Origin of the sequence: Morganella sp. BCCO 40_0007 (assembly GCF_032989665.1) — a bacterium.
Taxonomy (GTDB): Bacteria; Pseudomonadota; Gammaproteobacteria; order Enterobacterales; family Enterobacteriaceae; genus Morganella; species Morganella sibonii.
Window position 1 is genome coordinate 1 of the sequence record NZ_JAVBIN010000022.1, and the last position, 24,963, is coordinate 24,963.

General features: G+C 48.6%; 45 protein-coding genes. 6 read left to right on the forward strand and 39 right to left on the reverse strand.

Annotated elements, in window-relative coordinates; genetic code table 11:
* Positions 1-54: 54 nt before the first annotated feature.
* Positions 55-249, reverse strand: coding sequence for a hypothetical protein (locus R5268_RS18935; protein ID WP_025154650.1), 195 nt, complete (start codon positions 247-249; stop codon positions 55-57).
* A gap of 59 nt (positions 250-308) precedes the next feature.
* Here R5268_RS18935 and R5268_RS18940 point away from each other — a divergent pair, with 59 nt between their 5' ends.
* Positions 309-854 (forward strand): gamma carbonic anhydrase family protein, encoded by a 546-nt coding sequence (locus R5268_RS18940; protein ID WP_046895409.1) that lies wholly within the window; start codon positions 309-311, stop codon positions 852-854.
* On the opposite strand, the gene R5268_RS18945 is transcribed toward R5268_RS18940, so the two are convergent.
* Genes R5268_RS18945 through dprA form a run of 5 tightly spaced genes read right to left on the reverse strand, consistent with a single transcriptional unit; the run spans position 830 to position 4,171 of the window.
* Positions 830-1,093: a DUF1488 domain-containing protein gene (locus tag R5268_RS18945; RefSeq protein ID WP_317420486.1), complete on the reverse strand. Its 264-nt coding sequence runs from the start codon at positions 1,091-1,093 to the stop codon at positions 830-832. The genes R5268_RS18940 and R5268_RS18945 overlap by 25 nt on opposite strands.
* The gene (gene aroE, locus R5268_RS18950) at positions 1,090-1,908 is read right to left on the reverse strand and encodes a shikimate dehydrogenase (protein ID WP_218454761.1); all 819 of its coding nucleotides are present in this window, start codon (positions 1,906-1,908) and stop codon (positions 1,090-1,092) included. Before aroE ends, R5268_RS18945 begins: the two co-directional genes overlap by 4 nt.
* A 22-nt stretch (positions 1,909-1,930) precedes the next feature.
* Positions 1,931-2,503, reverse strand: coding sequence for an L-threonylcarbamoyladenylate synthase type 1 TsaC (gene tsaC, locus R5268_RS18955; protein ID WP_218455672.1), 573 nt, complete (start codon positions 2,501-2,503; stop codon positions 1,931-1,933).
* Positions 2,493-3,038 carry a type I DNA topoisomerase gene (locus tag R5268_RS18960; RefSeq protein ID WP_046895407.1) on the reverse strand — a complete coding sequence of 182 codons (546 nt, stop codon included), beginning with the start codon at positions 3,036-3,038 and terminating at the stop codon, positions 2,493-2,495. The genes tsaC and R5268_RS18960 overlap by 11 nt, the downstream gene beginning before the upstream one ends.
* Positions 3,039-3,064: 26 nt before the next feature.
* On the reverse strand, positions 3,065-4,171 hold the full coding sequence (gene dprA / locus R5268_RS18965; protein ID WP_317420484.1) for a DNA-processing protein DprA: 1,107 nt from the start codon (positions 4,169-4,171) through the stop codon (positions 3,065-3,067).
* A gap of 130 nt (positions 4,172-4,301) precedes the next feature.
* Between dprA and def the strand changes: the two genes are divergently transcribed.
* The 5 genes from def (at position 4,302) to mscL (ending at position 9,112) form a co-directional block, all read left to right on the forward strand.
* Positions 4,302-4,811 (forward strand): peptide deformylase, encoded by a 510-nt coding sequence (def, locus tag R5268_RS18970; protein WP_218454763.1) that lies wholly within the window; start codon positions 4,302-4,304, stop codon positions 4,809-4,811.
* A gap of 87 nt (positions 4,812-4,898) precedes the next feature.
* Positions 4,899-5,843, forward strand: coding sequence for a methionyl-tRNA formyltransferase (gene fmt / locus R5268_RS18975; protein WP_314045933.1), 945 nt, complete (start codon positions 4,899-4,901; stop codon positions 5,841-5,843).
* An 81-nt stretch (positions 5,844-5,924) separates the two neighbouring features.
* Positions 5,925-7,217, forward strand: a complete 1,293-nt coding sequence (gene rsmB, locus R5268_RS18980; protein ID WP_317420480.1) for a 16S rRNA (cytosine(967)-C(5))-methyltransferase RsmB — start codon at positions 5,925-5,927, stop codon at positions 7,215-7,217.
* 24 nt (positions 7,218-7,241) lie between these two features.
* A complete protein-coding gene (gene trkA, locus R5268_RS18985; RefSeq protein WP_046895366.1) occupies positions 7,242-8,618 on the forward strand; it encodes a Trk system potassium transporter TrkA in 1,377 nt (458 codons plus the stop codon).
* A gap of 86 nt (positions 8,619-8,704) precedes the next feature.
* On the forward strand, positions 8,705-9,112 hold the full coding sequence (gene mscL / locus R5268_RS18990) for a large-conductance mechanosensitive channel protein MscL (protein ID WP_046895367.1): 408 nt from the start codon (positions 8,705-8,707) through the stop codon (positions 9,110-9,112).
* Between the two features lie 4 nt (positions 9,113-9,116).
* Here the strand turns inward: mscL and R5268_RS18995 are convergent, their stop codons facing one another.
* From R5268_RS18995 to R5268_RS19155, 33 genes are all read right to left on the reverse strand, one after another.
* The gene (locus tag R5268_RS18995; RefSeq protein ID WP_025154662.1) at positions 9,117-9,317 is read right to left on the reverse strand and encodes an alternative ribosome-rescue factor A; all 201 of its coding nucleotides are present in this window, start codon (positions 9,315-9,317) and stop codon (positions 9,117-9,119) included.
* Positions 9,318-9,324: 7 nt separating this feature from the next.
* On the reverse strand, positions 9,325-9,774 hold the full coding sequence (zntR, locus tag R5268_RS19000; protein WP_046895368.1) for a Zn(2+)-responsive transcriptional regulator: 450 nt from the start codon (positions 9,772-9,774) through the stop codon (positions 9,325-9,327).
* A 164-nt stretch (positions 9,775-9,938) separates the two neighbouring features.
* Positions 9,939-10,325, reverse strand: a complete 387-nt coding sequence (gene rplQ / locus R5268_RS19005; protein WP_015422330.1) for a 50S ribosomal protein L17 — start codon at positions 10,323-10,325, stop codon at positions 9,939-9,941.
* A gap of 37 nt (positions 10,326-10,362) precedes the next feature.
* Positions 10,363-11,352: a DNA-directed RNA polymerase subunit alpha gene (locus R5268_RS19010; protein WP_004238609.1), complete on the reverse strand. Its 990-nt coding sequence runs from the start codon at positions 11,350-11,352 to the stop codon at positions 10,363-10,365.
* A 25-nt stretch (positions 11,353-11,377) separates the two neighbouring features.
* The gene (gene rpsD, locus R5268_RS19015; protein ID WP_015422331.1) at positions 11,378-11,998 is read right to left on the reverse strand and encodes a 30S ribosomal protein S4; all 621 of its coding nucleotides are present in this window, start codon (positions 11,996-11,998) and stop codon (positions 11,378-11,380) included.
* Positions 11,999-12,035: 37 nt separating this feature from the next.
* Positions 12,036-12,425 carry a 30S ribosomal protein S11 gene (gene rpsK / locus R5268_RS19020; protein WP_003863312.1) on the reverse strand — a complete coding sequence of 130 codons (390 nt, stop codon included), beginning with the start codon at positions 12,423-12,425 and terminating at the stop codon, positions 12,036-12,038.
* Positions 12,426-12,440: 15 nt separating this feature from the next.
* Entirely contained in the window at positions 12,441-12,797 is a 357-nt protein-coding gene (gene rpsM, locus R5268_RS19025; RefSeq protein ID WP_004242250.1) for a 30S ribosomal protein S13, read from the reverse strand.
* A 144-nt stretch (positions 12,798-12,941) separates the two neighbouring features.
* A complete protein-coding gene (gene rpmJ / locus R5268_RS19030) occupies positions 12,942-13,058 on the reverse strand; it encodes a 50S ribosomal protein L36 (RefSeq protein ID WP_015422332.1) in 117 nt (38 codons plus the stop codon).
* Between the two features lie 33 nt (positions 13,059-13,091).
* Complete coding sequence (gene secY, locus R5268_RS19035) at positions 13,092-14,423, reverse strand: preprotein translocase subunit SecY (protein WP_004238612.1); 1,332 nt, start codon at positions 14,421-14,423, stop codon at positions 13,092-13,094.
* Positions 14,424-14,430: 7 nt separating this feature from the next.
* Positions 14,431-14,865, reverse strand: coding sequence for a 50S ribosomal protein L15 (rplO, locus tag R5268_RS19040; protein ID WP_004242249.1), 435 nt, complete (start codon positions 14,863-14,865; stop codon positions 14,431-14,433).
* Positions 14,866-14,868: 3 nt separating this feature from the next.
* Complete coding sequence (gene rpmD / locus R5268_RS19045) at positions 14,869-15,048, reverse strand: 50S ribosomal protein L30 (protein ID WP_004238614.1); 180 nt, start codon at positions 15,046-15,048, stop codon at positions 14,869-14,871.
* Positions 15,049-15,054: 6 nt separating this feature from the next.
* A complete protein-coding gene (rpsE, locus tag R5268_RS19050; protein WP_004238615.1) occupies positions 15,055-15,555 on the reverse strand; it encodes a 30S ribosomal protein S5 in 501 nt (166 codons plus the stop codon).
* Positions 15,556-15,569: 14 nt separating this feature from the next.
* Complete coding sequence (rplR, locus tag R5268_RS19055) at positions 15,570-15,923, reverse strand: 50S ribosomal protein L18 (protein WP_046895369.1); 354 nt, start codon at positions 15,921-15,923, stop codon at positions 15,570-15,572.
* Between the two features lie 9 nt (positions 15,924-15,932).
* Positions 15,933-16,466, reverse strand: a complete 534-nt coding sequence (gene rplF, locus R5268_RS19060) for a 50S ribosomal protein L6 (protein WP_046895370.1) — start codon at positions 16,464-16,466, stop codon at positions 15,933-15,935.
* A gap of 14 nt (positions 16,467-16,480) precedes the next feature.
* Positions 16,481-16,873 carry a 30S ribosomal protein S8 gene (gene rpsH, locus R5268_RS19065; RefSeq protein WP_004242248.1) on the reverse strand — a complete coding sequence of 131 codons (393 nt, stop codon included), beginning with the start codon at positions 16,871-16,873 and terminating at the stop codon, positions 16,481-16,483.
* A gap of 34 nt (positions 16,874-16,907) precedes the next feature.
* The gene (gene rpsN, locus R5268_RS19070) at positions 16,908-17,213 is read right to left on the reverse strand and encodes a 30S ribosomal protein S14 (protein WP_004238619.1); all 306 of its coding nucleotides are present in this window, start codon (positions 17,211-17,213) and stop codon (positions 16,908-16,910) included.
* Between the two features lie 12 nt (positions 17,214-17,225).
* Complete coding sequence (gene rplE, locus R5268_RS19075) at positions 17,226-17,765, reverse strand: 50S ribosomal protein L5 (RefSeq protein WP_046895371.1); 540 nt, start codon at positions 17,763-17,765, stop codon at positions 17,226-17,228.
* A gap of 15 nt (positions 17,766-17,780) precedes the next feature.
* Complete coding sequence (rplX, locus tag R5268_RS19080) at positions 17,781-18,095, reverse strand: 50S ribosomal protein L24 (protein ID WP_004238623.1); 315 nt, start codon at positions 18,093-18,095, stop codon at positions 17,781-17,783.
* A gap of 11 nt (positions 18,096-18,106) precedes the next feature.
* Positions 18,107-18,478, reverse strand: a complete 372-nt coding sequence (gene rplN / locus R5268_RS19085) for a 50S ribosomal protein L14 (protein WP_015422333.1) — start codon at positions 18,476-18,478, stop codon at positions 18,107-18,109.
* 175 nt (positions 18,479-18,653) lie between these two features.
* Entirely contained in the window at positions 18,654-18,908 is a 255-nt protein-coding gene (gene rpsQ, locus R5268_RS19090; protein ID WP_015422334.1) for a 30S ribosomal protein S17, read from the reverse strand.
* The gene (gene rpmC, locus R5268_RS19095) at positions 18,908-19,099 is read right to left on the reverse strand and encodes a 50S ribosomal protein L29 (protein ID WP_004238624.1); all 192 of its coding nucleotides are present in this window, start codon (positions 19,097-19,099) and stop codon (positions 18,908-18,910) included. The genes rpsQ and rpmC overlap by 1 nt, the downstream gene beginning before the upstream one ends.
* On the reverse strand, positions 19,099-19,509 hold the full coding sequence (gene rplP, locus R5268_RS19100) for a 50S ribosomal protein L16 (protein WP_006535500.1): 411 nt from the start codon (positions 19,507-19,509) through the stop codon (positions 19,099-19,101). Before rplP ends, rpmC begins: the two co-directional genes overlap by 1 nt.
* Before the next feature lie 14 nt (positions 19,510-19,523).
* Entirely contained in the window at positions 19,524-20,225 is a 702-nt protein-coding gene (rpsC, locus tag R5268_RS19105; RefSeq protein ID WP_107680714.1) for a 30S ribosomal protein S3, read from the reverse strand.
* A gap of 16 nt (positions 20,226-20,241) precedes the next feature.
* A complete protein-coding gene (gene rplV, locus R5268_RS19110; protein WP_004238627.1) occupies positions 20,242-20,574 on the reverse strand; it encodes a 50S ribosomal protein L22 in 333 nt (110 codons plus the stop codon).
* Positions 20,575-20,588: 14 nt separating this feature from the next.
* A complete protein-coding gene (gene rpsS / locus R5268_RS19115) occupies positions 20,589-20,867 on the reverse strand; it encodes a 30S ribosomal protein S19 (RefSeq protein WP_015422335.1) in 279 nt (92 codons plus the stop codon).
* 14 nt (positions 20,868-20,881) lie between these two features.
* On the reverse strand, positions 20,882-21,706 hold the full coding sequence (rplB, locus tag R5268_RS19120) for a 50S ribosomal protein L2 (protein ID WP_004238630.1): 825 nt from the start codon (positions 21,704-21,706) through the stop codon (positions 20,882-20,884).
* A gap of 19 nt (positions 21,707-21,725) precedes the next feature.
* Entirely contained in the window at positions 21,726-22,028 is a 303-nt protein-coding gene (gene rplW / locus R5268_RS19125; protein WP_004238631.1) for a 50S ribosomal protein L23, read from the reverse strand.
* Positions 22,025-22,630 carry a 50S ribosomal protein L4 gene (gene rplD / locus R5268_RS19130; RefSeq protein WP_046895372.1) on the reverse strand — a complete coding sequence of 202 codons (606 nt, stop codon included), beginning with the start codon at positions 22,628-22,630 and terminating at the stop codon, positions 22,025-22,027. The genes rplW and rplD overlap by 4 nt, the downstream gene beginning before the upstream one ends.
* A gap of 16 nt (positions 22,631-22,646) precedes the next feature.
* Positions 22,647-23,276, reverse strand: coding sequence for a 50S ribosomal protein L3 (gene rplC / locus R5268_RS19135; protein ID WP_046895373.1), 630 nt, complete (start codon positions 23,274-23,276; stop codon positions 22,647-22,649).
* Between the two features lie 31 nt (positions 23,277-23,307).
* Positions 23,308-23,619 (reverse strand): 30S ribosomal protein S10, encoded by a 312-nt coding sequence (rpsJ, locus tag R5268_RS19140; protein ID WP_001181005.1) that lies wholly within the window; start codon positions 23,617-23,619, stop codon positions 23,308-23,310.
* 336 nt (positions 23,620-23,955) lie between these two features.
* The gene (bfr, locus tag R5268_RS19145; RefSeq protein WP_046895374.1) at positions 23,956-24,438 is read right to left on the reverse strand and encodes a bacterioferritin; all 483 of its coding nucleotides are present in this window, start codon (positions 24,436-24,438) and stop codon (positions 23,956-23,958) included.
* A gap of 117 nt (positions 24,439-24,555) precedes the next feature.
* Positions 24,556-24,747, reverse strand: a complete 192-nt coding sequence (gene bfd, locus R5268_RS19150) for a bacterioferritin-associated ferredoxin (protein WP_046895375.1) — start codon at positions 24,745-24,747, stop codon at positions 24,556-24,558.
* Between the two features lie 141 nt (positions 24,748-24,888).
* Positions 24,889-24,963 (reverse strand): hypothetical protein (locus R5268_RS19155; protein WP_168381270.1); only part of this gene is annotated, 75 nt, incomplete at its 5' end.

A 24,963-nucleotide genomic window follows, 5' to 3' on the forward strand; every position in this document is an offset into this window, starting at 1 on the left:
CGGTCTTCTGCGTTGTTGCGAGGCTGCGTATATTACGTTTTCAGCCCCTTCGAGTCAAGCGTTGTTTTTCAACTTTTCGCTTTTTCTCTTTCTGCCGGAACCGCGTGTTATCGCGTTGTTCCGTGTCAGTGGTGGCGCATTATAGGGAGCTTTTCGTTTTGCACAACCTTTTTTTTGAATTTTCTTATTAACCGTCTGTCTTTTGAGCATCATGTCGTATTTTCCGGCAATTATGCCTGAAAGTTGCATTGCCTCCGGTAAACTCTCTGACTAAGATCGCCAAAATACATTTATATTCTGAGGTAATTATTGTGAATAAACTCCGCCCCTATCTGACATTAACCCCTTCTGCCGGCAAAAACGTCATGATCGATGACTCTTCTGTCATTATCGGTGATGTGCGTCTGGCTGATGATGTCGGTATCTGGCCGCTGGTTGTTGCCCGGGGAGACGTCAATTACATTCAGATTGGTCAGCGCACCAATATTCAGGACGGCTCCGTATTACATGTCACTCATCAGACTGCTGATAATCCGGCCGGTCATCCGCTGATTATCGGAGAAGACGTTACTGTCGGACATAAAGTGATGCTGCACGGCTGCACTATCGGTAACCGCGTTCTGGTCGGTATGGGATCAATTTTGCTGGATGGTGTGGTGGTTGAGGATGATGTGATCATCGGTGCGGGCAGTCTGGTTTCCCCGGGCAAACGACTGGAAAGCGGCTACCTGTATCTCGGCAGTCCTGCCAAAGCCGTCCGTCCGCTGAAACCTGAAGAATATGAAGGACTGAAGTATTCCGCCAATAACTATGTTATGTGGAAAAATAACTATCTGTCACAGGGTAACCGGTAAGGCGGTTCATCCGCCTCACCTTTTTCAATAAACTCTGCAAATTCTTCCTCCAGATCCCACCGGTTCCGGCGGAAGAGAGTCAGCATATCCTCCCCGCCTGCCGTCCCGTAACGGGATTGCAGGTATTGTGCAGAGACACAGCAATCCGATAAAAAACCGTTGATCATCACCGGAAAAACAATACATCCCCGGTCGTCATCCCGTGATTCGCGATCCGGAAACTGAATGGATTGATTCATGATGCCATCTTCTCTTTGAGTTTTGTCAGTACAGGAGCGATATCCGGCAATACACCATGCCATAACCGGAATGCGAAAGCCGCCTGACCGGCCAGCATACCCAGTCCGTCAGCATACCGGGTTACTCCGTGATCTGCGGCAAGTTGCAGAAAAGGTGTCAGACCGGTGCGGTAAAACATATCGTAACAGGCGACTGCCGGGTTTAGTAATGACGGCGGGATCTGCGGAACCGCACCATCCACCCCGGACGATGTGGCATTGATAATCAGTGAAAATCCGGCGGTTCCGGTTTCATTGAGCGGCATTGCACTGACTTTTCCGTAACCGGTAAACCGCTCTGCCAGAGATTGGGCTTTACCAAATGTCCGGTTGGTGACGGTAACGGCACATCCCGCCTGTAATAGTGACAACAACGCCCCCCGGGCCGCCCCGCCTGCACCTATCAGCAGGATATGGTCGCCGGGCCGGATAAACATAAGCCGCTGCAAATCAATAACCAGCCCTTCACCATCGGTATTGTCCCCGGCCAGCCTCTTATCTTCTGTCAGATACAGTGTATTTACCGCACCACAGACCTGTGCCCGTTCACTGAGTTCATCCGCCAGTTCATATGCCTGTTCTTTAAAAGGAAGTGTGACATTTGCTCCCAGTCCGCCCGCAGCGAAAAATCCGGAGACACAGCGACTGAATCCGTCAAGCGGAGACAAAATTCGTTCATAACTCAGCTCAATACCAAACTGACCGGCAAACGCCTGATGAATGAAAGGTGACTGACTGTGCGCAATAGGATGGCCAAAAACGGCAAATTTTTTCATTCCGGGTCCTTTTGGTGTTTTGTCAGCCCTGGCGGTATAACTGCCCTGTCAGTGCATCGCGGATCTCTGAGGGATTTTTCCGCCCGCCGACCACCCCGTCAACCACCGGAATCCGGCCGTTAAACTGAGAATTTACCTCATCAGTTGTCCGGCACGGCTCCAGCCCGCTCAGGTTCGCACTGGTGGAAACGACCGGTTTGCCATATGCCAGACATAATGCTTTAACTACCGGATGATCTGTCACGCGGACAGCCAGCGAATCAAAACGGCCGGTCAGCCATTTTGGTGTCGTGGATTTTGCCGGGATCACCCAGGTCACCGGGCCCGGCCAGGAGGCAAACATCGCTTCGCGCTGTTCATCCGTCAGACGTGAGTCATCAATATACGGTTTTACCTGATCATAGTTATCCGCAATCAGAATCAGCCCTTTTTCCCACGGGCGCTGTTTCAGATCCAGCAGTGCCATCACCGCCTGTTCACTATCCGGGTCACAGCCCAGACCAAATACGGCTTCTGTCGGATAGGCGATGACCTCATGGTTATTCAGTGCTTTTATGATTGTGTCAAAATTTGCTGTGGTGTGATTATGATTCATCATTATTCTCATTCTGTTCTTTTTGTCGTTTTGCGCAGGCTTTACTCGCACAATTTAATCTTACGCCTGTTGATGTCCTTTTTTCCACCAGCAGCGGATAGTGACAATACTGACACTCACCGGCAACCGGTTTGCTGTTCAGTGAAAACTGACACGCCGGATAGCGGTTGCAGGCATAAAATACTTTACCGAACCGGGATTTACGCTGAAGTAACTTACCATCATGACACTGCGGGCAGGCAACCGTCGTTTCATCCGGTGAATCGATAGATGCAATATATTCACATTCCGGAAAATTTCCGCAGCCGATAAACATACCATAGCGACCCTGACGCAACACCAGCGTTCCGCCGCACTGCGGACACAGCTGCCCGTCCAGCACTTTTATAATATGTCCGTCAGTACCGGCTTTCAGCGGACGGACATAATCACATTCCGGATAAGCCGAACAGCCGAAGAAAGGCCCGTGGGCACCATTGCGGATAACCAGCTCTCCGCCGCATTCCGGACAGCATTCCGCCGTTGATTTTGACATGATAATTTACCTTACGCCGATACCGTTCAGTGATGCAGGCGGATATATCCCCCGCTGACCACGGCTATTTTACCTGATAACTCCAGCTGCAGCAGTTGTGTTGTCACCTCTGTGACCGGCAGCTCACACCGCGCGGCAATAACATCCGCCGGCGTCGGTTCATCATCCACATTAATCAGCACATGTGCAAACGGCAGTTCTTCCTGTACCGGCGGGACAACCGTCTCCGTCATGTCCGGAACCGGCGGCAGAGCCAGCCACTGCATATCCAGTGCGAGATGGTCAGTGATATCTGCCGGTGCGGTCGCAATATAGGCGCCCTGCTGCAACAACCAGTGGTTGCCCTCATAAGCCGGGTTACCGAGTACTGCCGGTAACGTGAAAACATCCCGCCCCTGCTCAAGCGCGCACTGTGCGGTGATTAATGACCCGCTGCGCCGCCCGGCCTCAATCACAATCAGCAGGCGGCTTAGCCCGCTGATTATCCGGTTCCGTCTCGGAAAATTTTTAGCCAGTGGCGGAACATCCGGAAAATATTCAGAGATAAGCGCACCATTTTCTGTAATCCCGCCGGCCAGCTGCCTGTGCTGCGCAGGATAAATATGAGATAACCCGCTGCCTGACACCGCGATTGTCTTTCCGCCCGCTGCCAGCGCGGCTTTATGGCAGCATCCGTCGACCCCGGCGGCCAGACCGCTGGTGATGACCAGATTATGCTGCACAAGATGCCGAGTAAAACAAACCGCCCACTTTTCACCGTAATGCGTGACTGCACGACTGCCCACCATACTGACCTGCGGGTCAGACAATGCAGCTATCTGCCCTGCCACAAAAAGCACAAGCGGGGGTGAATAGATCTGCTTTAATAAAAACGGATAGTGTGGTGATGACAGGGGTAATATCACGTTACCCGGTGAATCCGCCCATAACAGTGCCGTTTTCAGCCTGGATGTATTCACATTCATAAATTGCTGACACTGCACCAGTGTTAGTCCGCACTGATGCAGCTGCTGACGGATCTCACCGTTTTTCTGCGTGCAGGTTTCTGTCAGTACAGAGGCAGCGCTGACAGCATGATGTGCACTTAACCGCCTGATACACGCCAGACGTAACCAAATTTCCCTTTCATCCATTGCGCCATCCTGACTGAGCCCGTAATAAAAATGCCGTATCCGTTACGGGCAATACTGTCAATCAGGCGGATAACTGTCTAGAATAGACATTAATTTCCATCCATTTTTTAGATAGAACACGAAAAAATCTATGGCGTTATTAACCGTATTACATTATCCCGACGAGCGGCTTCGCACGATTGCAAAGCCGGTTGAAAAAGTCGATGCCGGCATTCAGAAGATTGTCGATGATATGTTCGAAACCATGTACGACGAAGAAGGTATTGGTCTGGCAGCTACCCAGGTTGATATCCACCAGCGCATTATCGTGATCGATGTGTCAGAAGAACGGAATGAGCGCCTGGTGCTGATCAACCCTGAACTGCTGGAAAAATCCGGAGAAGCCGGGATCGAAGAAGGTTGTTTATCGATTCCTGAACAGCGGGCATTCGTGCCGCGAGCTGAACACGTTAAAATCCGGGCGCTGGACTATAACGGCGAGCCTTTCGAGCTGGAAACCGGTGATCTGCTGGCAATTTGTATCCAGCATGAAATGGATCACCTGGAAGGTAAATTATTTGTCGATTATCTTTCCGCTATGAAACGCCAGCGCATCCGTCAGAAAGTCGAAAAACTGGACAGACTCAGAGCCCGGTCTTAATACCCGCAGTCTTTATCTGCCACAGACCGCAGCAGCGCACGGGCACTGTTATTGTTTGTGGCATTATTATTTTTACAGGAAAGCAACGTGTCAGATTCACTACGTATTATCTTTGCAGGAACGCCTGATTTTGCCGCACGCCACCTGGATGCCCTGATTCAGTCAGAGCATAATGTCGTTGGCGTCTTAACCATGCCGGATCGCCCTGCCGGCCGCGGGAAAAAAATCACCGCAGGCCCGGTAAAAGAGCTGGCACAACAGCACGATATTCCTGTTTTCCAGCCATCCACACTGCGCAAAGAAGAAAATCACCAGTGGATACGTGACCAGCAGGCAGACATCATGATTGTCGTGGCCTACGGGATGATTTTACCGCAGGCAGTGCTGGATATTCCGCGCCTCGGGTGTCTGAATGTTCACGGTTCACTGCTGCCGGCGTGGCGTGGTGCTGCCCCTATCCAACGGGCATTATGGGCCGGTGATGCCAAAACCGGCGTAACCATTATGCAGATGGACGCCGGTCTCGATACCGGTGATATGCTGTATAAGGCAGAGTGCGATATCACATCAGAAGATACCAGTGCGTCACTGTATGAAAAACTTGCAGGTATCGGCCCGCAGGCACTGTTACATACATTGTCTCTGGTCTGTCAGAATGCTCTTCGTCCTGAAAAACAGGACGACACCCTGGTTACCTACGCAGAGAAACTGAGCAAAGAAGAAGCCCGGCTGGACTGGTCTTTATCTGCCGCTCAGTTAGATCGCTGTATCCGTGCCTTCAATCCGTGGCCAATCAGTTATATGGTGATTGATGAGCAGCCGGTGAAAGTCTGGCAGGCCACAGTGATTGCGGAACAGACTTCCGCAGCACCGGGAACAGTTATCCGTGCGGATAAAAGCGGCATTCAGGTTGCCACTGCCGACGGTATTCTGAATATCACACAGTTACAGCCTGCCGGTAAAAAACCGATGTCAGCTGCTGATATCCTGAATTCCCGTAAAGAATGGTTTACCCCGGGCAATTTACTGTAATTTTATTTCGTAACCGGCATATCCTGTTCGGTATGCCGGTCACCCTTTCTCTTTATCACTCGCCGGGATACCGGAATCACAATGAAAAACAGTTATAACCTACGCAGTATTGCTGCCCGTATCATCAGCCAGGTCCTGGATCAGGGACAGTCACTCAGCGCACTTCTGCCTGAATATCAGCGGGATATCAACCCGAAAGACAAAGCATTGTTGCAGGAATTGTGCTTTGGCGTGATGCGGGTGCTGCCGGAGCTTGAATGGTACAGCCGGCAGCTGATGGCAAAACCACTGACCGGCAAACAGCGGGTACTGCATTATCTGATTCTGGTCGGTTTTTATCAGCTTCGTTATACACGCATCCCGGCACACGCCGCACTGTCTGAAACTGTTAATGGTGCTGTTGCCCTGAAAAAGCCACAGCTGAAAGGGCTGATTAACGGTGTGCTGCGTCAGTTCCAGCGTCAGGAACAGGTCCTGTCTGAACGTTTTGCTAATAATGAAAGCCGCTGGCTGCATCCTAAATGGCTGTTATCCCGTATTCAGGCTGCCTATCCTGAAAACTGGGAATCCGTTATTACCGCAAACAATGAAAAACCGCCGATGTGGCTGCGGGTTAACCGTAACCATCACTCCGCACAGGCATATCAGGCCCTGCTGGCAGAAAATAATATTGACGCTTTTTATAATCCTTCATATCCGGATGCACTGCGTCTCGCAGCACCTTGCCCCGTCACTGACCTGCCGGGATTTGCTGAGGGCTGGGTTACTGTTCAGGACAGTTCTGCGCAGGGCTGTGCATTACTGCTGGATCCGCAGAATGATGAAACCATTTTGGATCTGTGTGCTGCACCCGGCGGGAAAACAACCCATATTTTAGAGATAGCGCCACGCGCTCACGTCATGGCGGTCGATGTGGATAAGCAGCGTTTAACCCGGGTTAATGAGAACTTACAACGGCTTAAGCAAAATGCCGTTGTTAAGACCGGTGACGGCCGTTATCCGGAACAATGGGCAGAGTCACAGACATTCAATCGCATTTTACTTGATGCACCCTGCTCCGCGACCGGCGTTATCCGCCGCCATCCTGATATAAAATGGCTTCGCCGTGATAATGATATTAATGAACTGGCCGCACTGCAGCGGGAAATTCTGGAAGCGATCTGGCCGTATCTTAAGCCCGGCGGCACCCTGGTCTATGCAACCTGTTCCGTATTACCGGAAGAGAATATTCATCAGATAAATAATTTTCTGTCCTCACATCGTGATGCAGTGTTAACAGATACACCGGCCTCCGGTTATCAGATGCTGCCGGATGCTCAGAGCGGAGACGGATTTTTTTACGCTAAACTGGTTAAACAGGCACTTCCTGCCTGATAAACAACCCGGACGATCATTTATATGAAAATTATTATTCTTGGTGCCGGACAAGTCGGCGGCACACTGGCAGAAAACTTAGTTGATGAAAACAACGATATTACTGTTGTGGATACCAACCCGGACCGGTTACGTCAGCTGCAGGATAAATTCGATCTCCGGGTGATAAACGGCGCGGGCTCTCACCCCCGGGTGCTGCGTGAAGCCGGGGCAGAAGATGCGGATATGCTCGTTGCCGTGACCAACTCCGATGAAACGAATATGATCGCCTGCCAGGTCGCCTACACGTTGTTCAATACACCGAACAAGATCGCCCGAATCCGATCTTCCGAATATGTCCGCGAGGCCGATAAATTATTTTTACCGGAAGCGATCCCGATAGATCACCTGATCGCCCCTGAACAGCTGGTTATCGACAGCATCTATAAGCTGATCCAGTATCCCGGTGCCCTTCAGGTTGTGAATTTTGCCGAAGGACGCGTCAGTATTGTTGCCGTAAAAGCCTATTACGGCGGTTCACTGGTCGGGAACGCTCTTTCCAGTCTGCGCGAACATATGCCGCACATTGAAACACGGGTTGTGGCTATCTTCCGCCAGGACAGACCGATTCGCCCGCAGGGTTCAACCATCATTGAAGCCGGTGATGAAGTATTTTTTGTCGCAGCATCCGAACATATCCGTGCGGTAATGAGTGAATTACAGCGGCTGGAAAAACCGTATAAGCGGATCATGATTGTCGGCGGCGGGAACGTCGGAGCCGGTCTGGCCCTGCGTATCGAGAAAGACTATAACGTCAAACTGATCGAGCACAACGCTAACCGGGCAACAGATCTTGCCGAGTTGCTGCATGACACGATTGTTTTCTACGGGGATGCATCAGACCAGGAATTATTAGCAGAAGAGCATATTGAGCAGGTTGATGTCTTTATTGCCCTGACCAACGATGACGAAGCAAATATTATGTCTGCGATGCTCGCCAAACGCATGGGCGCCAAAAAAGCAATGGTGCTAATCCAGCGCAGCGCATATGTGGATCTGGTACAGGGCGGCGTGATCGATATTGCGATCTCCCCGCAACAGGCCACTATTTCTGCATTACTGGGGCATGTACGCAAAGCGGATATCGTCAGTGTATCTTCATTGCGTCGCGGTGTCGCTGAGGCTATTGAAGCTATTGCACATGGTGATGAAAACACCTCAAAAGTCGTCGGACGCAAAATTGCCGATATTAAGCTGCCACCGGGCACTATTATTGGTGCGATTGTCAGAGATGAGCAGGTGATTATTGCGAATGCCGAGCACAGTATTGAACAGGGAGACCATGTTGTGCTGTTCATTACTGACAAACGCCACGTACCCGAGGTGGAGAAGCTCTTCCAGCCAAGTCCGTTCTTCTTATAAATAAGTACTTAATATTTTGATAGTAAATGCTATTGATTTATACTTGAGAATGACAACTTGTTAACATTTTGGGTAAGGAAAAAGGTATGAGCTTCATAAAAGAGTTTCGTGAATTTGCGATGCGCGGTAATGTGGTTGATATGGCCGTCGGTATCATTATCGGTGCGGCATTCGGCAAAATTGTGTCCTCATTAGTTGCTGATGTCATCATGCCACCACTCGGCTTACTTATCGGCGGGATCGACTTCAAGCAATTTGCCGTTGTGCTGCGGGAAGCCAGCGGAGATGTGCCTGCTGTTGTACTGAACTATGGTGTATTCCTGCAAACCGTCTTTGACTTCGTCATCGTCGCATTTGCTATCTTCATTGCCATCAAAATGCTGAATAAATTACGCCGTGAGCAGGCAGAAGCACCTGCTGAGCCACCGGCTCCATCAGCAGAAGAAACATTACTGACTGAAATCCGTGATTTATTAAAAGATCAAAAGAAATAATAAACTAAAAGGCCAGTAGTAAAAGATTATCTAATCGCTTACTACTGGCCTCCCGGTAACCTGCCTTATTGTGTTTTTCTTTCCGGTTATAACTCCCTTTACCTTTCTTATTTTTCTCTACTCTCTGCCGGAAAAGCGGATCTGATAATAGAGCTTCGAGGGCGTTATCTTGTATCACGCCGCGTTTATGAGCATATTTCGTCATAGTAACCTCATTGATTATGTTTACTCTCTTTTTTTGAACAGCCACAGGGCTCTGTCGCTCCCTGCTCAAGAATTTCCAGAATGGTGCATTGTGAACTGACATGTGCCGTTCCGCAACAGGCATCACTCAGCATCTTCAGGGAATCGCGCATTCGCTGCATTTCAACTAACTTTATTTCCACATCTTTCAGCCGATCATCAACAATTTGCTTTGATTCGCGGCAGGTATGGTGTTCAGGATCAACTCTGATCGATAACAATTCAGTGATCGCTTCCAGAGTAAAGCCCAATTGTTTTGCATAACGGATAAAACGCAGACGATGCAGATCCTGTTCGGTATACAAACGATAGCCGCCATCCGTCCGGGACTGATGATCCATCATGCCCTGTTTTTCATAAAAGCGGATCGTATCCGGTGTCACTTCTGCAAGTTTTGCTAACTGACCAATTCGGTACATCGGCAACCTCCTGACATCATCTGGCCTGAAGCCATCATATCAGAATAGTAAAATGTTGTATGTCATTGACTGGAATATGGGGATGGGGGGTATAACTTCAAGGGCAGGATTAGCAGAAATAAAAAAACCGGGTTAAAAACCCGGTTTTTTTACGCAGTAACAGATTACTCTGCTGCTGCTTCAGTCTGGGACTCAGCGCGGTCAACAAGCTCAATGTAAGCCATTGGAGCATTGTCACCAGCACGGAAACCACATTTCAGAATGCGGGTGTAACCACCTGCACGCTGAGCGAAACGTGGTCCCAGCTCGTTGAACAGTTTTGCCACGATTTCGTTATCACGAGTACGGGCGAATGCTAAACGACGGTTAGCAACGCTATCCGTTTTAGCCAGGGTAATCAACGGCTCAACAACGCGACGCAGTTCTTTTGCCTTAGGCAAAGTCGTCTTGATAATTTCGTGACGAACTAAAGAACCGGCCATGTTACGAAACATAGCTTGGCGATGGCTGCTGTTGCGGTTCAATTGACGACCACTCATACGATGGCGCATGACCTTATCCTTCTCAGTAAAACCTTAACCTGTGATCTTATTCGTCAGCAATACTTGCCGGCGGCCAATTTTCCAGACGCATGCCCAGAGATAAGCCACGAGATGCCAGAACGTCCTTAATTTCAGTAAGAGATTTCTTACCAAGGTTAGGCGTTTTGAGCAACTCAACTTCTGTACGCTGTACCAGATCACCGATGTAGTGGATTGCTTCTGCCTTGAGACAGTTAGCAGAGCGGACAGTCAATTCGAGATCGTCTACTGGGCGCAGTAAAATCGGATCGAATTCTGGTTTTTCTTCTTTCACTTCCGGCTGACGAACATCACGTAAGTCAACGAAAGCTTCCAGTTGTTCGGCCAGAATGGTTGCCGCACGACGAATTGATTCTTCTGGATCAATCGTGCCGTTGGTTTCCATTTCGATAACCAATTTATCCAAATCGGTACGCTGCTCAACACGTGCTGCTTCAACATTGTAAGCAATACGCTCAACTGGGCTGTAGCACGCGTCTACTAACAGACGACCGATTGGGCGCTCATCTTCTTCCGAATGAATTCGGGCAGAAGCAGGAACATAACCACGACCACGCTGAACTTTAATGCGCATATTAATAGATGCGCCTTCGTCAGTGAGATGGCAAATTACATGCTCCGGCTTGACGATTTCAACATCACCGTCATGGATGATGTCGGCTGCAGTCACAGGGCCAATGCCAGATTTATTCAGAGTTAAGATGACTTCATCTTTTCCCTGAAGTTTTACCGCCAGCCCTTTCAGGTTGAGCAGAATTTCCAGGATATCTTCCTGTACACCTTCTTTAGTGCTGTACTCATGGAGTACACCATCAATCTCAACCTCAGTTACCGCACAACCCGGCATAGACGAAAGCAGAATACGGCGCAGTGCGTTACCCAGAGTATGGCCAAAGCCACGCTCTAATGGTTCAAGGGTCACCTTGGCGTGCGTCGAACTGATTTGCTCGATATCAACCAGGCGCGGTTTAAGAAACTCTGTCACAGAACCCTGCATTGTGTCCTCTCTTTGGTGCTAAGCCTTACTTAGAGTAAAGCTCGACGATCAGGTGCTCGTTAATATCAGCAGAAAGGTCAGTACGCTCAGGAATACGTTTGAACACACCTTCCATTTTCGCAGCATCAACTTCCAACCAAGTTGGTTTTTCACGCTGCTCAGCCAGCTCTAAAGCAGCCTTAATACGAGACTGTTTTTTTGCTTTTTCACGAATGCTGATTACGTCGTTAGGGGAAACCTGATAAGAAGCAATGTTTACAACACGGCCATTTACCATGACAGCTTTATGGCTGACGATCTGACGTGCTTCTGCGCGGGTAGCGCCAAAGCCCATACGATAAATAACGTTGTCTAAACGACCTTCCAGCAGGGACAGCAGGTTTTCACCTGTGTTGCCTTTCAGGCGGGTTGCTTCTTTATAGTAGTTACGGAACTGACGTTCCAGCACGCCGTACATACGACGAACTTTTTGTTTTTCACGTAACTGAACACCATAATCAGACAGACGCGGTTTACGGGCGCCGTGCTGGCCTGGTGCTTGATCTAATTTACACTTGGTGTCAATCGCGCGAACACCAGACTTCAGGAAGAGGTCTGTTCCTTCGCGACGGCTCAGCTTGAGCTTCGGACCCAAATATCTAGCCATTTTCTTTCTCCAACTATCCTAAAAAACGTAAGGGCGATTAAACGCGACGTTTTTTCGGAGGACGACAACCGTTATGAGGGATCGGAGTCACATCAGTAATGTTAGTGATGCGGAAACCAGCCGCGTTTAATGCGCGAACGGTTGACTCACGGCCAGGACCAGGTCCTTTAACCATAACTTCCAGATTCTTAATACCGTACTCTTTCACAGCCTCTGCGCAACGTTCTGCTGCAACCTGTGCTGCGAATGGAGTTGATTTACGAGAACCACGGAAACCGGAACCACCGGCAGTTGCCCAACCTAATGCGTTACCCTGACGGTCAGTAATGGTAACGATTGTGTTGTTGAAAGAAGCATGGATATGAGCCACACCGTCAGAGACTTGTTTTCTTACACGCTTACGTGCACGAACAGGTGCTTTTGCCATTATAAGATTCCCCGATTATTTCTTGATCGGCTTACGCGGACCCTTACGGGTACGTGCGTTAGTCTTCGTACGCTGACCGCGTACCGGAAGACCACGACGATGGCGTAAACCACGATAGCAACCAATGTCCATAAGACGTTTGATGCTGAGGGTCACTTCACGGCGCAGGTCACCTTCTACAACGTATTTAGCAACTTCGTCACGCAGTTGGTCGATTTGCTCTTCAGACAGCTCACTGATCTTAACATCTTCAGCAATACCCGTTGCTTTACAGATAGCCTGTGAACGGGTTAAGCCGATGCCGAAAATTGCAGTTAATGCAATAACAGCATGTTTATGATCAGGAATGTTAATGCCTGCTATACGGGCCACTATGCACTCCTAAAAATTTTGGGGTAATACTGATCTGAAAAGCCCGTTTTCAGGATACTCAAACAGTAGAACCACGTTTATAAAAAGATTGGCTGGCTAATTTAGCCAGCTCAATCCAACTTTGCAAGAAAAATATGCTTTTTATTAGCCTTGGCGCTGTTTATGCTTAGGCTCAGCACTGCAAATCACGCGCACGACACCGTGACGCTTAACGATTTTGCAGTTACGGCATAATTTCTTGACGGAAGCACGAACTTTCATTTTTACTCTCCGTAACTTCTAAAGCAAACCGAATTAACGGTTATAACCTTTGAGGTTTGCTTTTTTCAATGCAGACTCGTACTGACTTGACATCATCAGAGTTTGCACTTGAGCCATAAAGTCCATGATGACCACAACCACGATTAAGAGGGAAGTACCACCAAAGTAGAAAGGTACTTTCATTGCGTCACGCATGAACTCCGGGATTAGGCAGATAAAGGTAATATATAACGCGCCAACTAAAGTTAAACGAGTCATTACTTTATCGATGTACTTGGCCGTTTGCTCTCCCGGACGAATTCCTGGTACAAATGCACCGGACTTCTTCAGGTTATCTGCTGTTTCTCTTGGATTAAATACCAGTGCGGTATAGAAGAAACAGAAGAATATGATTGCAGAGGCATAAAGTAACACATAGAGCGGCTGGCCTGGCTGCAGATACATAGAAATTGTCGTCAGCCAATCCCAGCCAGTACCATCACCGAACCAAGATGCAATTGTACCAGGGAACAGGATAATACTGGAAGCGAAAATCGCAGGAATTACACCCGCCATATTCACTTTCAACGGTAAGTGTGTACTTTGTGCCGCGTAAACACGGCGGCCTTGCTGACGTTTGGCATAGTTAACGACGATACGACGCTGACCACGCTCCATAAAGACAACAAAGCAAGTAACCGCAAATACCAAGACTGCAACCAATAGCAACAGGAGGAAGTGCAGTTCGCCTTGACGAGCTTGCTCGATGGTATGGCCAATCGCCGACGGAAGACCCGCGACAATACCGGCGAAGATAATGATCGAAATACCGTTACCGATACCACGTTCAGTAATCTGCTCACCCAGCCACATCAGGAACATAGTCCCTGTCACCAAACTCACAACAGCCGTGAAGTAGAATGCAAAGCCCGGGTTAATAACCAGACCCTGCATACCAGGCATATTCGGTAAGCCCATCGCGATACCAACAGATTGGAACACCGCAAGGACTAACGTACTATACCGGGTGTACTGGCTAATCTTACGACGACCAGCTTCCCCTTCTTTCTTAATCTCCGCCAGACGCGGGTTCACCACGCTCAGCAGCTGGATAATAATCGATGCCGAAATGTACGGCATGATACCCAGCGCAAAGATTGAAGCACGACTCAACGCACCACCAGAGAACATGTTAAACATCTCAATGATGGTGCCTTGTTGTTGCTCGAGCAATTTCGCAAGAACAGTGGCATCAATACCAGGGATAGGAATGAAAGAGCCAATACGGAAAACAATCAGTGCGCCGAGCACAAACAGTAAACGACGCTTTAACTCACCTATTCCGCCTTTAGCACTTTGGAAATCTGTACCTGGTTGCTTTGCCATCTGTTACTTATTCCTCGATTTTACCGCCAGCAGCTTCGATAACAGCACGAGCGCCTTTAGTAACACGCAGGCCGCGTACAGTAACTGCACGAGTCAGTTCACCAGACAGGAACACTTTCGCGTACTCAATCTGTGGACCAATAACGTTTGCGGCTTTCAATACATTAAGATCGATAACATCGCCTTCGATCAGCTGAAGATCAGATAAACGGATCTCAGCAGTGACCATCGCTTTACGGGAAGTAAAGCCGAATTTTGGCAGACGACGATATAAAGGCATCTGGCCACCTTCAAACCCACGACGTACGCCACCGCCAGAACGAGAGCTCTGACCTTTGTGACCACGACCTGCGGTTTTACCGAGACCGGAACCAATACCACGACCTACACGTTTTGGTGCGTGTTTAGCACCTGCTGCCGGAGACAGAGTATTTAATTGCATCTGTTACTCCTCAACCTTAACCATATAGGAAATACGATTGACCATACCACGGACCGCTGGAGTATCTTCGCGTTCTACAGTGTGACCAATATGACGCAGACCTAAACCGACCAGAGTTGCCTTGTGTTTTGGCAGACGGCCGATTGAGCTGCGGGTTTGTGTAATTTTAATAGTCTTAGCCATGGTCCATTACCCCAGAATTTCTTCGACGGATTTACCACGCTTAGCTGCAACCATTTCTGGAGACTTCATGCTGTCTAAAGCATCCAGTGTTGCACGAACAACGTTAATTGGGTTCGTGGAACCATAAGTTTTAGCCAGGACGTTACGAACACCGGCAACTTCAAGAACAGCACGCATTGCACCACCGGCAATAATACCGGTACCTTCGTGAGCAGGCTGCATAAACACGCGGGAACCGGTGTGTGTGCCTTTCACTGGGTGGAATAATGTGCCGTTGTTAAGTGCAACGGTTTTCATGTTGCGACGGGCTTTCTCCATCGCTTTCTGGATTGCTGCCGGAACTTCGCGTGCTTTGCCGTAACCAAAACCAACGCGGCCGTTGCCATCACCCACTACAGTCAGTGCGGTGAAGCTAAAGATACGACCACCTTTAACGGTTTTAGATACGCGGTTTACCGCGATCAGCTTTTCCTGCAGTTCGCCAGCTTGTTTTTCGATGTGTGCCATCTTACACCTCTACCTTAGAACTGTAGGCCAGCTTCACGGGCAGCATCTGCCAGTGCCTGGACTCGACCATGATATTGGAAACCAGAACGGTCAAAGGATACTGCTTTGATTCCTTTTTCCAGTGCGCGCTCAGCAATAGCTTTACCTACTGCAGCTGCGGCATCTTTGTTTCCGGTGCATTTAACTTGTTCGCTGATAGCTTTTTCAACAGTAGAAGCGGCCACCAACGTTTCAGAACCGTTTGGTGCAATAACCTGCGCATAGATATGGCGAGGGGTACGATGTACCACCAGGCGGGTTGCACCCAGTTCCATAAGCTTGCGGCGTGCGCGGGTCGCACGACGGATACGAGCTGCTTTCTTATCCATAGTGTTACCTTACTTCTTCTTAGCCTCTTTAATACGCACGACTTCGTCGGCGTAGCGAATACCTTTACCTTTGTAAGGCTCAGGGCGACGATAGGCGCGTAAGTCTGCTGCGATCTGACCAATAACCTGCTTATCAGCACCTTTCAGTACGATTTCAGTTTGGGTCGGACATTCAGCAGTAACGCCAGCCGGCAGTTTGTGCTCTACCGGGTGAGAGAAACCTACAGACAGGTTTACTACATCACCTTTAACGGCTGCACGATAACCAACACCTACCAGTTGCAGCTTCTTAGAGAAGCCTTCGGTAACACCAACAACCATAGCGTTAACCAGTGCACGAGTTGTACCAGCCTGTGCCCATGCGTCGGTATAACCGTCACGTGGACCAAAGGTTAACTGGTTGTCTGCATGATTAACTTCTACAGCGTTGTGGATATTACGGCTCAGCTCGCCGTTTTTACCCTTAATCGAAATAACCTGACCGTTGAGTTTTACCTCTACGCCGGCAGGAATGACGACGGGTGCTTTTGCCACACGAGACATTCTTTCCTCCCGAATTATGCTACGTAGCAGAGAATCTCGCCACCAAGACCAGCCTGGCGAGCTGCACGATCAGTCATTACACCTTTAGATGTAGAAACAACTGCGATACCCAGACCTGCCATAACTTGTGGCAGTTCGTCTTTGCGCTTATAAATACGCAGACTTGGGCGGCTTACGCGCTGGATACTTTCTACAACAGCCTTACCCTGGAAATACTTAAGAGTCAGTTCCAGTTCTGGCTTGATGTCGCCTTCGATTTTAAAATCTTCAATATAACCTTCTTCCTTCAGCACGTTGGCAATCGCCACTTTCAGCTTGGAGGAAGGCATGGTGACCGCAACTTTGTTCGCGGCCTGACCGTTACGGATACGGGTCAGCATATCCGCGATGGGATCTTGCATGCTCATCTGTCTTTACTCCCGTGATTCAATATGGTGACAATTACCAGCTAGCTTTCTTAAGGCCCGGGATTTCACCGCGCATAGCGGCTTCACGGACTTTAATACGGCTTAAGCCAAACTTCCGCAGAAAACCGTGTGGACGCCCGGTTTGGCGGCAACGGTTACGCTGACGGGAAGGACTGGAATCACGTGGCAGAGATTGAAGCTTCAGAACAGCATCCCAACGATCGTCATCTGATGCGTTGACATCGGAGATGGTAGCTTTCAGTTCTGCGCGTTTTGCGAAGAATTTCTCAGCTAATTTTGCACGTTTTACATCACGCGCTTTCATAGATTTCTTAGCCATGAATACCCTGCCTTACTTGCGAAACGGGAAGTTAAACGCTGATAACAGTGCGCGACCTTCATCATCAGATTTCGCGGTGGTAGTGATAGTAATATCAAGACCACGAACACGATCCACTTTATCGTAATCGATTTCAGGGAAGATGATTTGTTCACGTACGCCCATGCTGTAGTTACCGCGACCATCGAATGACTTAGCGGACAAGCCACGGAAGTCACGAATACGTGGTACAGCAATAGAAATCAGACGCTCAAGAAACTCCCACATGCGTTCGCCACGCAGAGTTACTTTACAGCCGATTGGATAGCCCTGGCGGATTTTGAAGCCTGCAACAGATTTGCGTGCTTTGGTGATCAATGGTTTCTGACCAGAGATTGCTGCTAAGTCAGCTGCTGCGTTATCCAGCAGTTTTTTATCAGCAATTGCTTCACCAACACCCATGTTCAGGGTGATCTTCTCGACCCGAGGGACTTGCATGACAGAATTGTAGCTAAACTGAGTCATCAGTTGTTTAACTACTTCGTCTTTGTAGTAATCATGCAGTTTCGCCATCGTATACTCCAAAAATTACTTGATAGTTTCGCTGTTAGATTTGAAGAAACGGACTTTTTTGCCGTCTTCGAATCTAAAACCTACACGGTCAGCCTTGCCGGTTGCCGCATTGAAGATTGCAACGTTAGAAACCTGAATTGCAGCTTCTTTTTCAACGATGCCACCTGGTTGGTTCAGGGCCGGAACCGGCTTCTGATGTTTCTTAACCAGATTGATACCTTCAACGATAACTTTACCAGAAGAAAGAACCTGTTTTACTTTACCGCGCTTACCTTTATCTTTGCCGGTCAGCACGATAATTTCGTCATCACGACGGATTTTCGCTGCCATAGTTCCGCTCCTTAGAGTACTTCAGGTGCCAGTGAGATAATTTTCATAAACTTCTCGTTACGAAGTTCACGAGTTACCGGCCCAAAAATACGCGTACCGATAACTTGCTCGCTGTTATTGTTTAACAATACACAAGCGTTGCTATCGAAGCGAATGACAGAACCGTCAGGGCGACGTACACCCTTCTTGGTGCGCACCACTACTGCCTTCAGAACATCACCTTTTTTTACTTTACCGCGCGGAATTGCTTCCTTGATGGTAATTTTGATAATGTCGCCTACAGCTGCGTAGCGACGGTGCGAGCCACCTAGAACCTTGATACACATTACGCGACGTGCACCGGAGTTATCGGCCACGTTCAGCATAGTCTGTTCTTGGATCATTTTAGTGCTCCGCTAAATGTCAACTACTACTGAGCCACTCTTACTAAAAAGAGAGGCCGTCCAAATACCCATATTACGAGGGCGCGGCATTATAACACCACATCTTCGTTATGGATAGAAAAAAATAAACGGCTCTAAAGCCGAGCCGTTTATTCTACATCAGAAAGCAGTACAATTACAGTACAGCTTTCTCTACGACGCGAACCAGGGTCCAGGACTTAGTCTTAGACAGTGGACGGGTTTCGCGGATTTCTACCACGTCACCGATACCACATTCATTGTTCTCGTCATGTACGTGCAGTTTAGTCGTACGACGGATGAACTTACCATACAGAGGGTGTTTCACCATACGCTCGATAGTCACAACAATGGATTTTTCCATTTTGTCACTAACAACACGACCTTGCAGAGTACGGATTTTATCGGTCATTACGCACCCGCCTTCTCAGTCAATAAAGTCTTAACTCGTGCAATATTACGACGCACTTGTTTTAACAGATGAGACTGTTGTAACTGGCCGCTTGCCGCTTGCATACGCAGGTTAAATTGTTCGCGCAGCAGGTTCAGCAGCTCAGTGTTCAGCTCTTCAACGCTTTTTTCGCGCAGCTCTTTCGCTTTCATTACATCACCGTCTTAGTTACAAAGGTGGTTTTGATAGGCAGTTTAGCTGCTGCCAGCTTGAATGCTTCACGAGCAAGCTCTTCTGGTACGCCGTCCATTTCATACAGGACTTTACCCGGCTGGATTAAGGCAACCCAATACTCCACGTTACCTTTACCTTTACCCATACGCACTTCAAGAGGCTTTTCAGTGATAGGTTTGTCCGGGAACACACGGATCCAGATTTTACCCTGACGCTTAACTGCACGGGTCATAGCACGACGTGCTGCTTCGATCTGACGTGCAGTCAGACGACCACGGCCAACAGCTTTCAGACCATAAGTGCCGAAGCTCACATCCGCGCCTGCTGCCAGACCGCGGTTACGGCCTTTGTGCACTTTACGGAATTTTGTACGCTTTGGTTGTAACATTCAGCGACTCTCCTTTACTTACGGCCTTTACGCTGCTGTTTTTTAGGTTGAGCAGCCGGTTTTTCCGCCTGTTCAACTGCAGCCATGCCACCCAGGATCTCACCTTTGAAGATCCACACTTTAACGCCGATCACACCATAAGTAGTCTGAGCTTCAGAGGTGTTATAATCGATGTCTGCACGCAGGGTATGCAGAGGCACACGGCCTTCGCGATACCACTCAGTACGTGCGATTTCAGCACCGCCTAAACGGCCGCTTACTTCGACTTTGATACCTTTAGCGCCTAAACGCATAGCATTCTGTACCGCACGCTTCATAGCACGACGGAACATAACGCGACGTTCCAGCTGTGAAGTGATGCTGTCAGCAACTAATTTTGCGTCCAGTTCAGGTTTACGTACTTCGGCAATATTGATCTGCGCAGGAACGCCAGCGATTTCTGAAACGCTTTTGCGCAGTTTTTCAACGTCTTCGCCTTTCTTACCGATAACGATGCCAGGGCGCGCAGTGTGAATAGTCACACGGATGCTCTTAGCAGGACGCTCGATAACGATGCGGGATACTGACGCTTTTTCCAGCTCTTTAGTTAAGTACTTACGTACTTTAAAGTCGCTGTCCAGGTTGTCAGCGAATTCTTTGGTGTTCGCAAACCAGGTAGAGTTCCAAGGTTTAACAATACCCAGGCGAATACCATTTGGATTTACTTTCTGACCCATTGCTAGTCTCCAGGTATCAGCGATCGGACACAACCACAGTGATGTGGCTGGTGCGCTTAAGAATACGATCTGCACGACCTTTAGCACGAGGCATGATGCGCTTCATGGTTGGGCCGTCGTCAACGAAAATTTTCGCTACTTTCAGATCATCGATGTCAGCGCCATCGTTGTGTTCTGCGTTAGCAATAGCAGACTCTAGGACTTTCTTCACTAAACCAGCAGCTTTCTTGTTGGTAAAGGTTAAAATTTCCAGAGCTTGCGACACTTTCTTACCGCGGATCAGGTCAGCCACCAGGCGAACCTTCTGAGCAGAAGAACGAGCGTGGCGATGCATAGCAATAGTTTCCATCTCTTCCTCCTACCTTATTTCTTTTTGGCTTTTTTATCAGCCGCATGGCCGCGATAAGTACGGGTCGGCGCGAATTCACCCAGTTTATGACCAACCATTTCGTCGGTAACGTAAACCGGAACATGCTGACGACCATTATGGACAGCGATGGTCAAACCGATCATGTTAGGAAAGATCGTTGAACGACGGGACCAAGTCTTAACAGGCTTTTTGTCACCGCTTTCCACCGCTTTCTCTACCTTCTTCAGCAAGTGCAGGTCAATGAAAGGACCTTTCTTGAGAGAACGTGGCATGGCTTATCCTCTAATTATTTCTTAGTACGACGATGAACGATGAAGTGTTCAGTGCGTTTGTTTTTACGAGTCTTCTTACCTTTGGTCTGAACGCCCCATGGTGTTACAGGGTGTTTACCAAAGTTACGACCTTCACCACCACCGTGTGGGTGATCTACCGGGTTCATCGCAGTACCGCGAACGGTAGGACGAATACCACGCCAGCGGCTTGCACCGGCTTTACCCAGAACGCGCAGCATGTGTTCAGCGTTACCCACTTCACCTAAAGTCGCGCGGCAGTCTGAAGGAACTTTACGCATTTCACCGGAACGCAGACGAATAGTGACATAAGCACCATCGCGCGCAACGATTTGAACGTAAGTACCGGCAGAACGTGCCAGCTGGCCGCCTTTACCTGGTTTCATTTCTACGTTATGAACAGTAGAACCAACCGGGATGTTGCGCATTGGCAAAGCGTTACCCGCTTTGATTGCAGCATCAACACCAGACTGGATTTGATCACCAGCTTTCAGGCCTTTAGGAGCCAGGATGTAACGGCGTTCACCGTCTTTGTATAATACCAGAGCAATATTTGCTGAACGGTTTGGATCATATTCCAGACGTTCTACAACAGCCGGGATACCGTCTTTGTTACGTTTAAAGTCAACAATACGGTAATTTTGCTTGTGACCACCACCAATATGACGGGTAGTGATACGGCCATTGTTGTTACGACCACCAGACTTGTTGTTTTTCTCAAGCAGTGGTGCGTAAGGTTTGCCCTTGTGCAGCTCAGGGTTGACCACTTTAACGACGTGGCGACGGCCCGGAGACGTAGGTTTACATTTAACAATTGCCATTGTTCTTTACTCCTCCGACTTATTCAGCGCCGCCGACGAAGTCCAGATTCTGGCCTTCCTGCAGGGTGACGTAAGCTTTTTTCCAGTCGCTACGACGACCGAAACGCTGACCGTGGCGCTTCACTTTGCCTTTAACCAGCAGAGTGTTAACACCTTCAACTTTGACTTCGAACAGTTTTTCAACTGCAGCTTTGATTTCAGCTTTAGTCGCGTCTTTAGCAACTTTGAGTACGATGGTATTTGTTTTTTCCATCGCGGTAGACGCTTTTTCAGATACGTGCGGCGCGCGCAGTACTTTCAGCAGACGTTCTTCACGGATCATGCCAGCATCTCCTCAACTTGCTTAACTGCTTCAGCAGTCATCACTACTTTACCGAACGCGATCAGACTGACCGGATCGATTGCAGTGACATCACGCACGTCAACCTTGTACAGGTTGCGAGCTGCTAAGAACAGGTTCTCATCAACTTCGTGGGTGATAATCATCACGTCTTCCAGAGCCATATCTTTCAATTTCTGAACAAGCAGCTTAGTTTTAGGTGCTTCTACAGCAAATTTTTCGACAATGATCAGACGATCCTGACGTACCAGTTCGGACAGAATGCTTTTCAGCGCGCCGCGGTACATCTTTTTGTTAACTTTTTGACTGTGGTCCTGTGGTTTCGCTGCGAAAGTGATACCACCAGAGCGCCAGATTGGGCTCTTAACTGAACCAGAGCGGGCACGACCAGTGCCTTTTTGACGCCATGGTTTTTTACCTGACCCAGTAACTTCAGCACGAGTTTTCTGAGCACGTGTACCTTGACGAGCACCAGCTGCATACGCAACAACTACTTGATGGACAAGCGCTTCATTGAAATCACGCCCGAAGGTAGTTTCGGAAACAGTCAGCGCGCTTTGCGCGTCTTTCATTACCAATTCCATTCCTATCTCCTCGACGTTAAGCCTTGACAGCTGGTTTAACAATCAGGTTGCTACCGGTTGCACCCGGGACAGCACCTTTTACCAGCAGCAGGTTACGTTCAGCGTCAACGCGAACGACATCCAGGCTCTGAACGGTTACACGTTCGTTACCCAGCTGACCTGCCATTTTCTTGCCTTTAAATACCTTACCCGGAGTCTGGTTCTGACCGATAGAACCCGGAACACGGTGAGACAAGGAGTTACCATGAGTAGCATCCTGAGTACGGAAGTTCCAGCGCTTAACAGTACCGGCGAAGCCCTTACCTTTAGATGTACCAGTAACGTCAACTTTCTTAACGTCAGCGAAAATTTCAACGCTGATGTTCTGGCCAACAGTAAACTCTTCACCTTCTGACAGGCGGAATTCACGTAACAGGCGACCAGCTTCAACACCAGCTTTTGCGAAATGTCCTGCTTCAGGTTTGTTCACGCGGTTAGCTTTTTTGCTGCCGGTGGTAACCTGAATAGCACGATAACCGTCGGTTTCTTCAGATTTAACCTGAGTAACGCGGTTATTTTCGATTTCGATAACAGTAACAGGGATTGACACACCTTCTTCAGTGAAGATGCGGGTCATACCCACTTTTTTACCGACTAAACCAATCATTGTTTCAACCTCTCAATCAATTGATACCTGATTAACCCAGGCTGATCTGCACGTCAACGCCGGCAGCCAGATCCAGACGCATCAGAGCATCAACGGTTTTTTCAGTTGGCTCAACGATGTCAACCAGACGTTTGTGAGTGCGGATTTCGTACTGATCGCGCGCATCTTTGTTGACGTGCGGAGAGATCAGAACGGTAAAACGCTCTTTACGGGTCGGCAGCGGGATAGGACCACGAACTTGCGCACCAGTGCGCTTGGCAGTCTCTACGATTTCCGCAGTTGATTGATCGATCAGACGATGATCAAAAGCTTTAAGGCGGATACGGATTCTTTGGTTCTGCATGAGACCAGAGCTCCAACTATTTTATAAACGTAAAAAATTACTCCTCGCACCCATTTCGATTGACGGGGGAGTGTAATCGTTCTCGATGTAATCCCCATATCGGGGATATTTTCATAAACAGCGAAAAGCATGCTGTTCAATGCTGGTATCAACCAGGCTTGCACAATTGGCAAGCCCGCGCATTATACGTGAATGAGCCCTGAAAGCAAGATGCAAACCGGGATTTGTGCAAATTATCTCCTGCACCGCTGCAAAATATCAGAAAAGAAAAAACCGCCGCGGGTTTCCCTGCCGGCGGTTATGCACATTGCTTACTTCAGTGATTATTTACCTGTTTTATTCGCTGTCCGCATCCGCCATCTGTGCCTGCTGATAATTTTGCAGACCCACACGGGCGATAAGATCCAGCTGGGTTTCCAGCCAGTCAATGTGGGACTCTTCTTCTGCCAGAATTTTTATCATTAAATCACGGCTGACGTAATCATGTTTGGAATCGGCGTAAGCAATTGCTTCACGTAAATCTTTGGCGCCGTCCAGTTCCAGCTGAAGGTCAGACTTCAGCATTTCTTCGACATCCTCACCGATATGAAGTTTGCCGAGATCCTGAAGGTTCGGGAGCCCTTCCAGAAATAAGATACGCTCAATGTATTCATCGGCGTGTTTCATCTCATCAATGGATTCTTCATATTCCTTATTATTGAGTTTAATCAGACCCCAGTTTTTGAACATACGCGCATGCAGGAAATACTGGTTAATCGCAACCAGTTCATTTCCCAGCAATTTGTTCAGATGAGAGATCATTTTTTTATCGCCTTTCATGTACCCTCCTTTGTTTCCAGTCTGTTTAGTATAGACACAGGAAATAAATCACGGAGTGATTACAGTGACAAAATAGCGATACAGTTCAAAATTCAGACGAGTTACTCAGGGAAAAACTCAGGCGACGCAGTCAACCGGGACTGCCATATGCTCTTCTGCCATAACGGCTTTGGCGTGACGGATACATTTACCGCATTCAGTACCGACAGGAATAATTTTGCGCAGTTCACCAATAGAATGAACCTGATGCTGACGCACCGCATTCCGGATAGCTTTATCACTGATGGCATTACACAAGCATACATACATATCATTCCTCCTGACTGTGCTAAAGAGTAAATGATAATCAATATTATTACAATTGCGATTGTGTAAATTTTGTCAGCTATTACCGGAAAGCAGACATAAAAAAAGAGAGCCGAAGCTCTCTTTTTCATAATCAGCAGGGAATTAACCCAGAACTTTCGCTACAACACCCGCGCCAACGGTACGGCCGCCTTCACGGATTGCGAAACGCAGACCTTC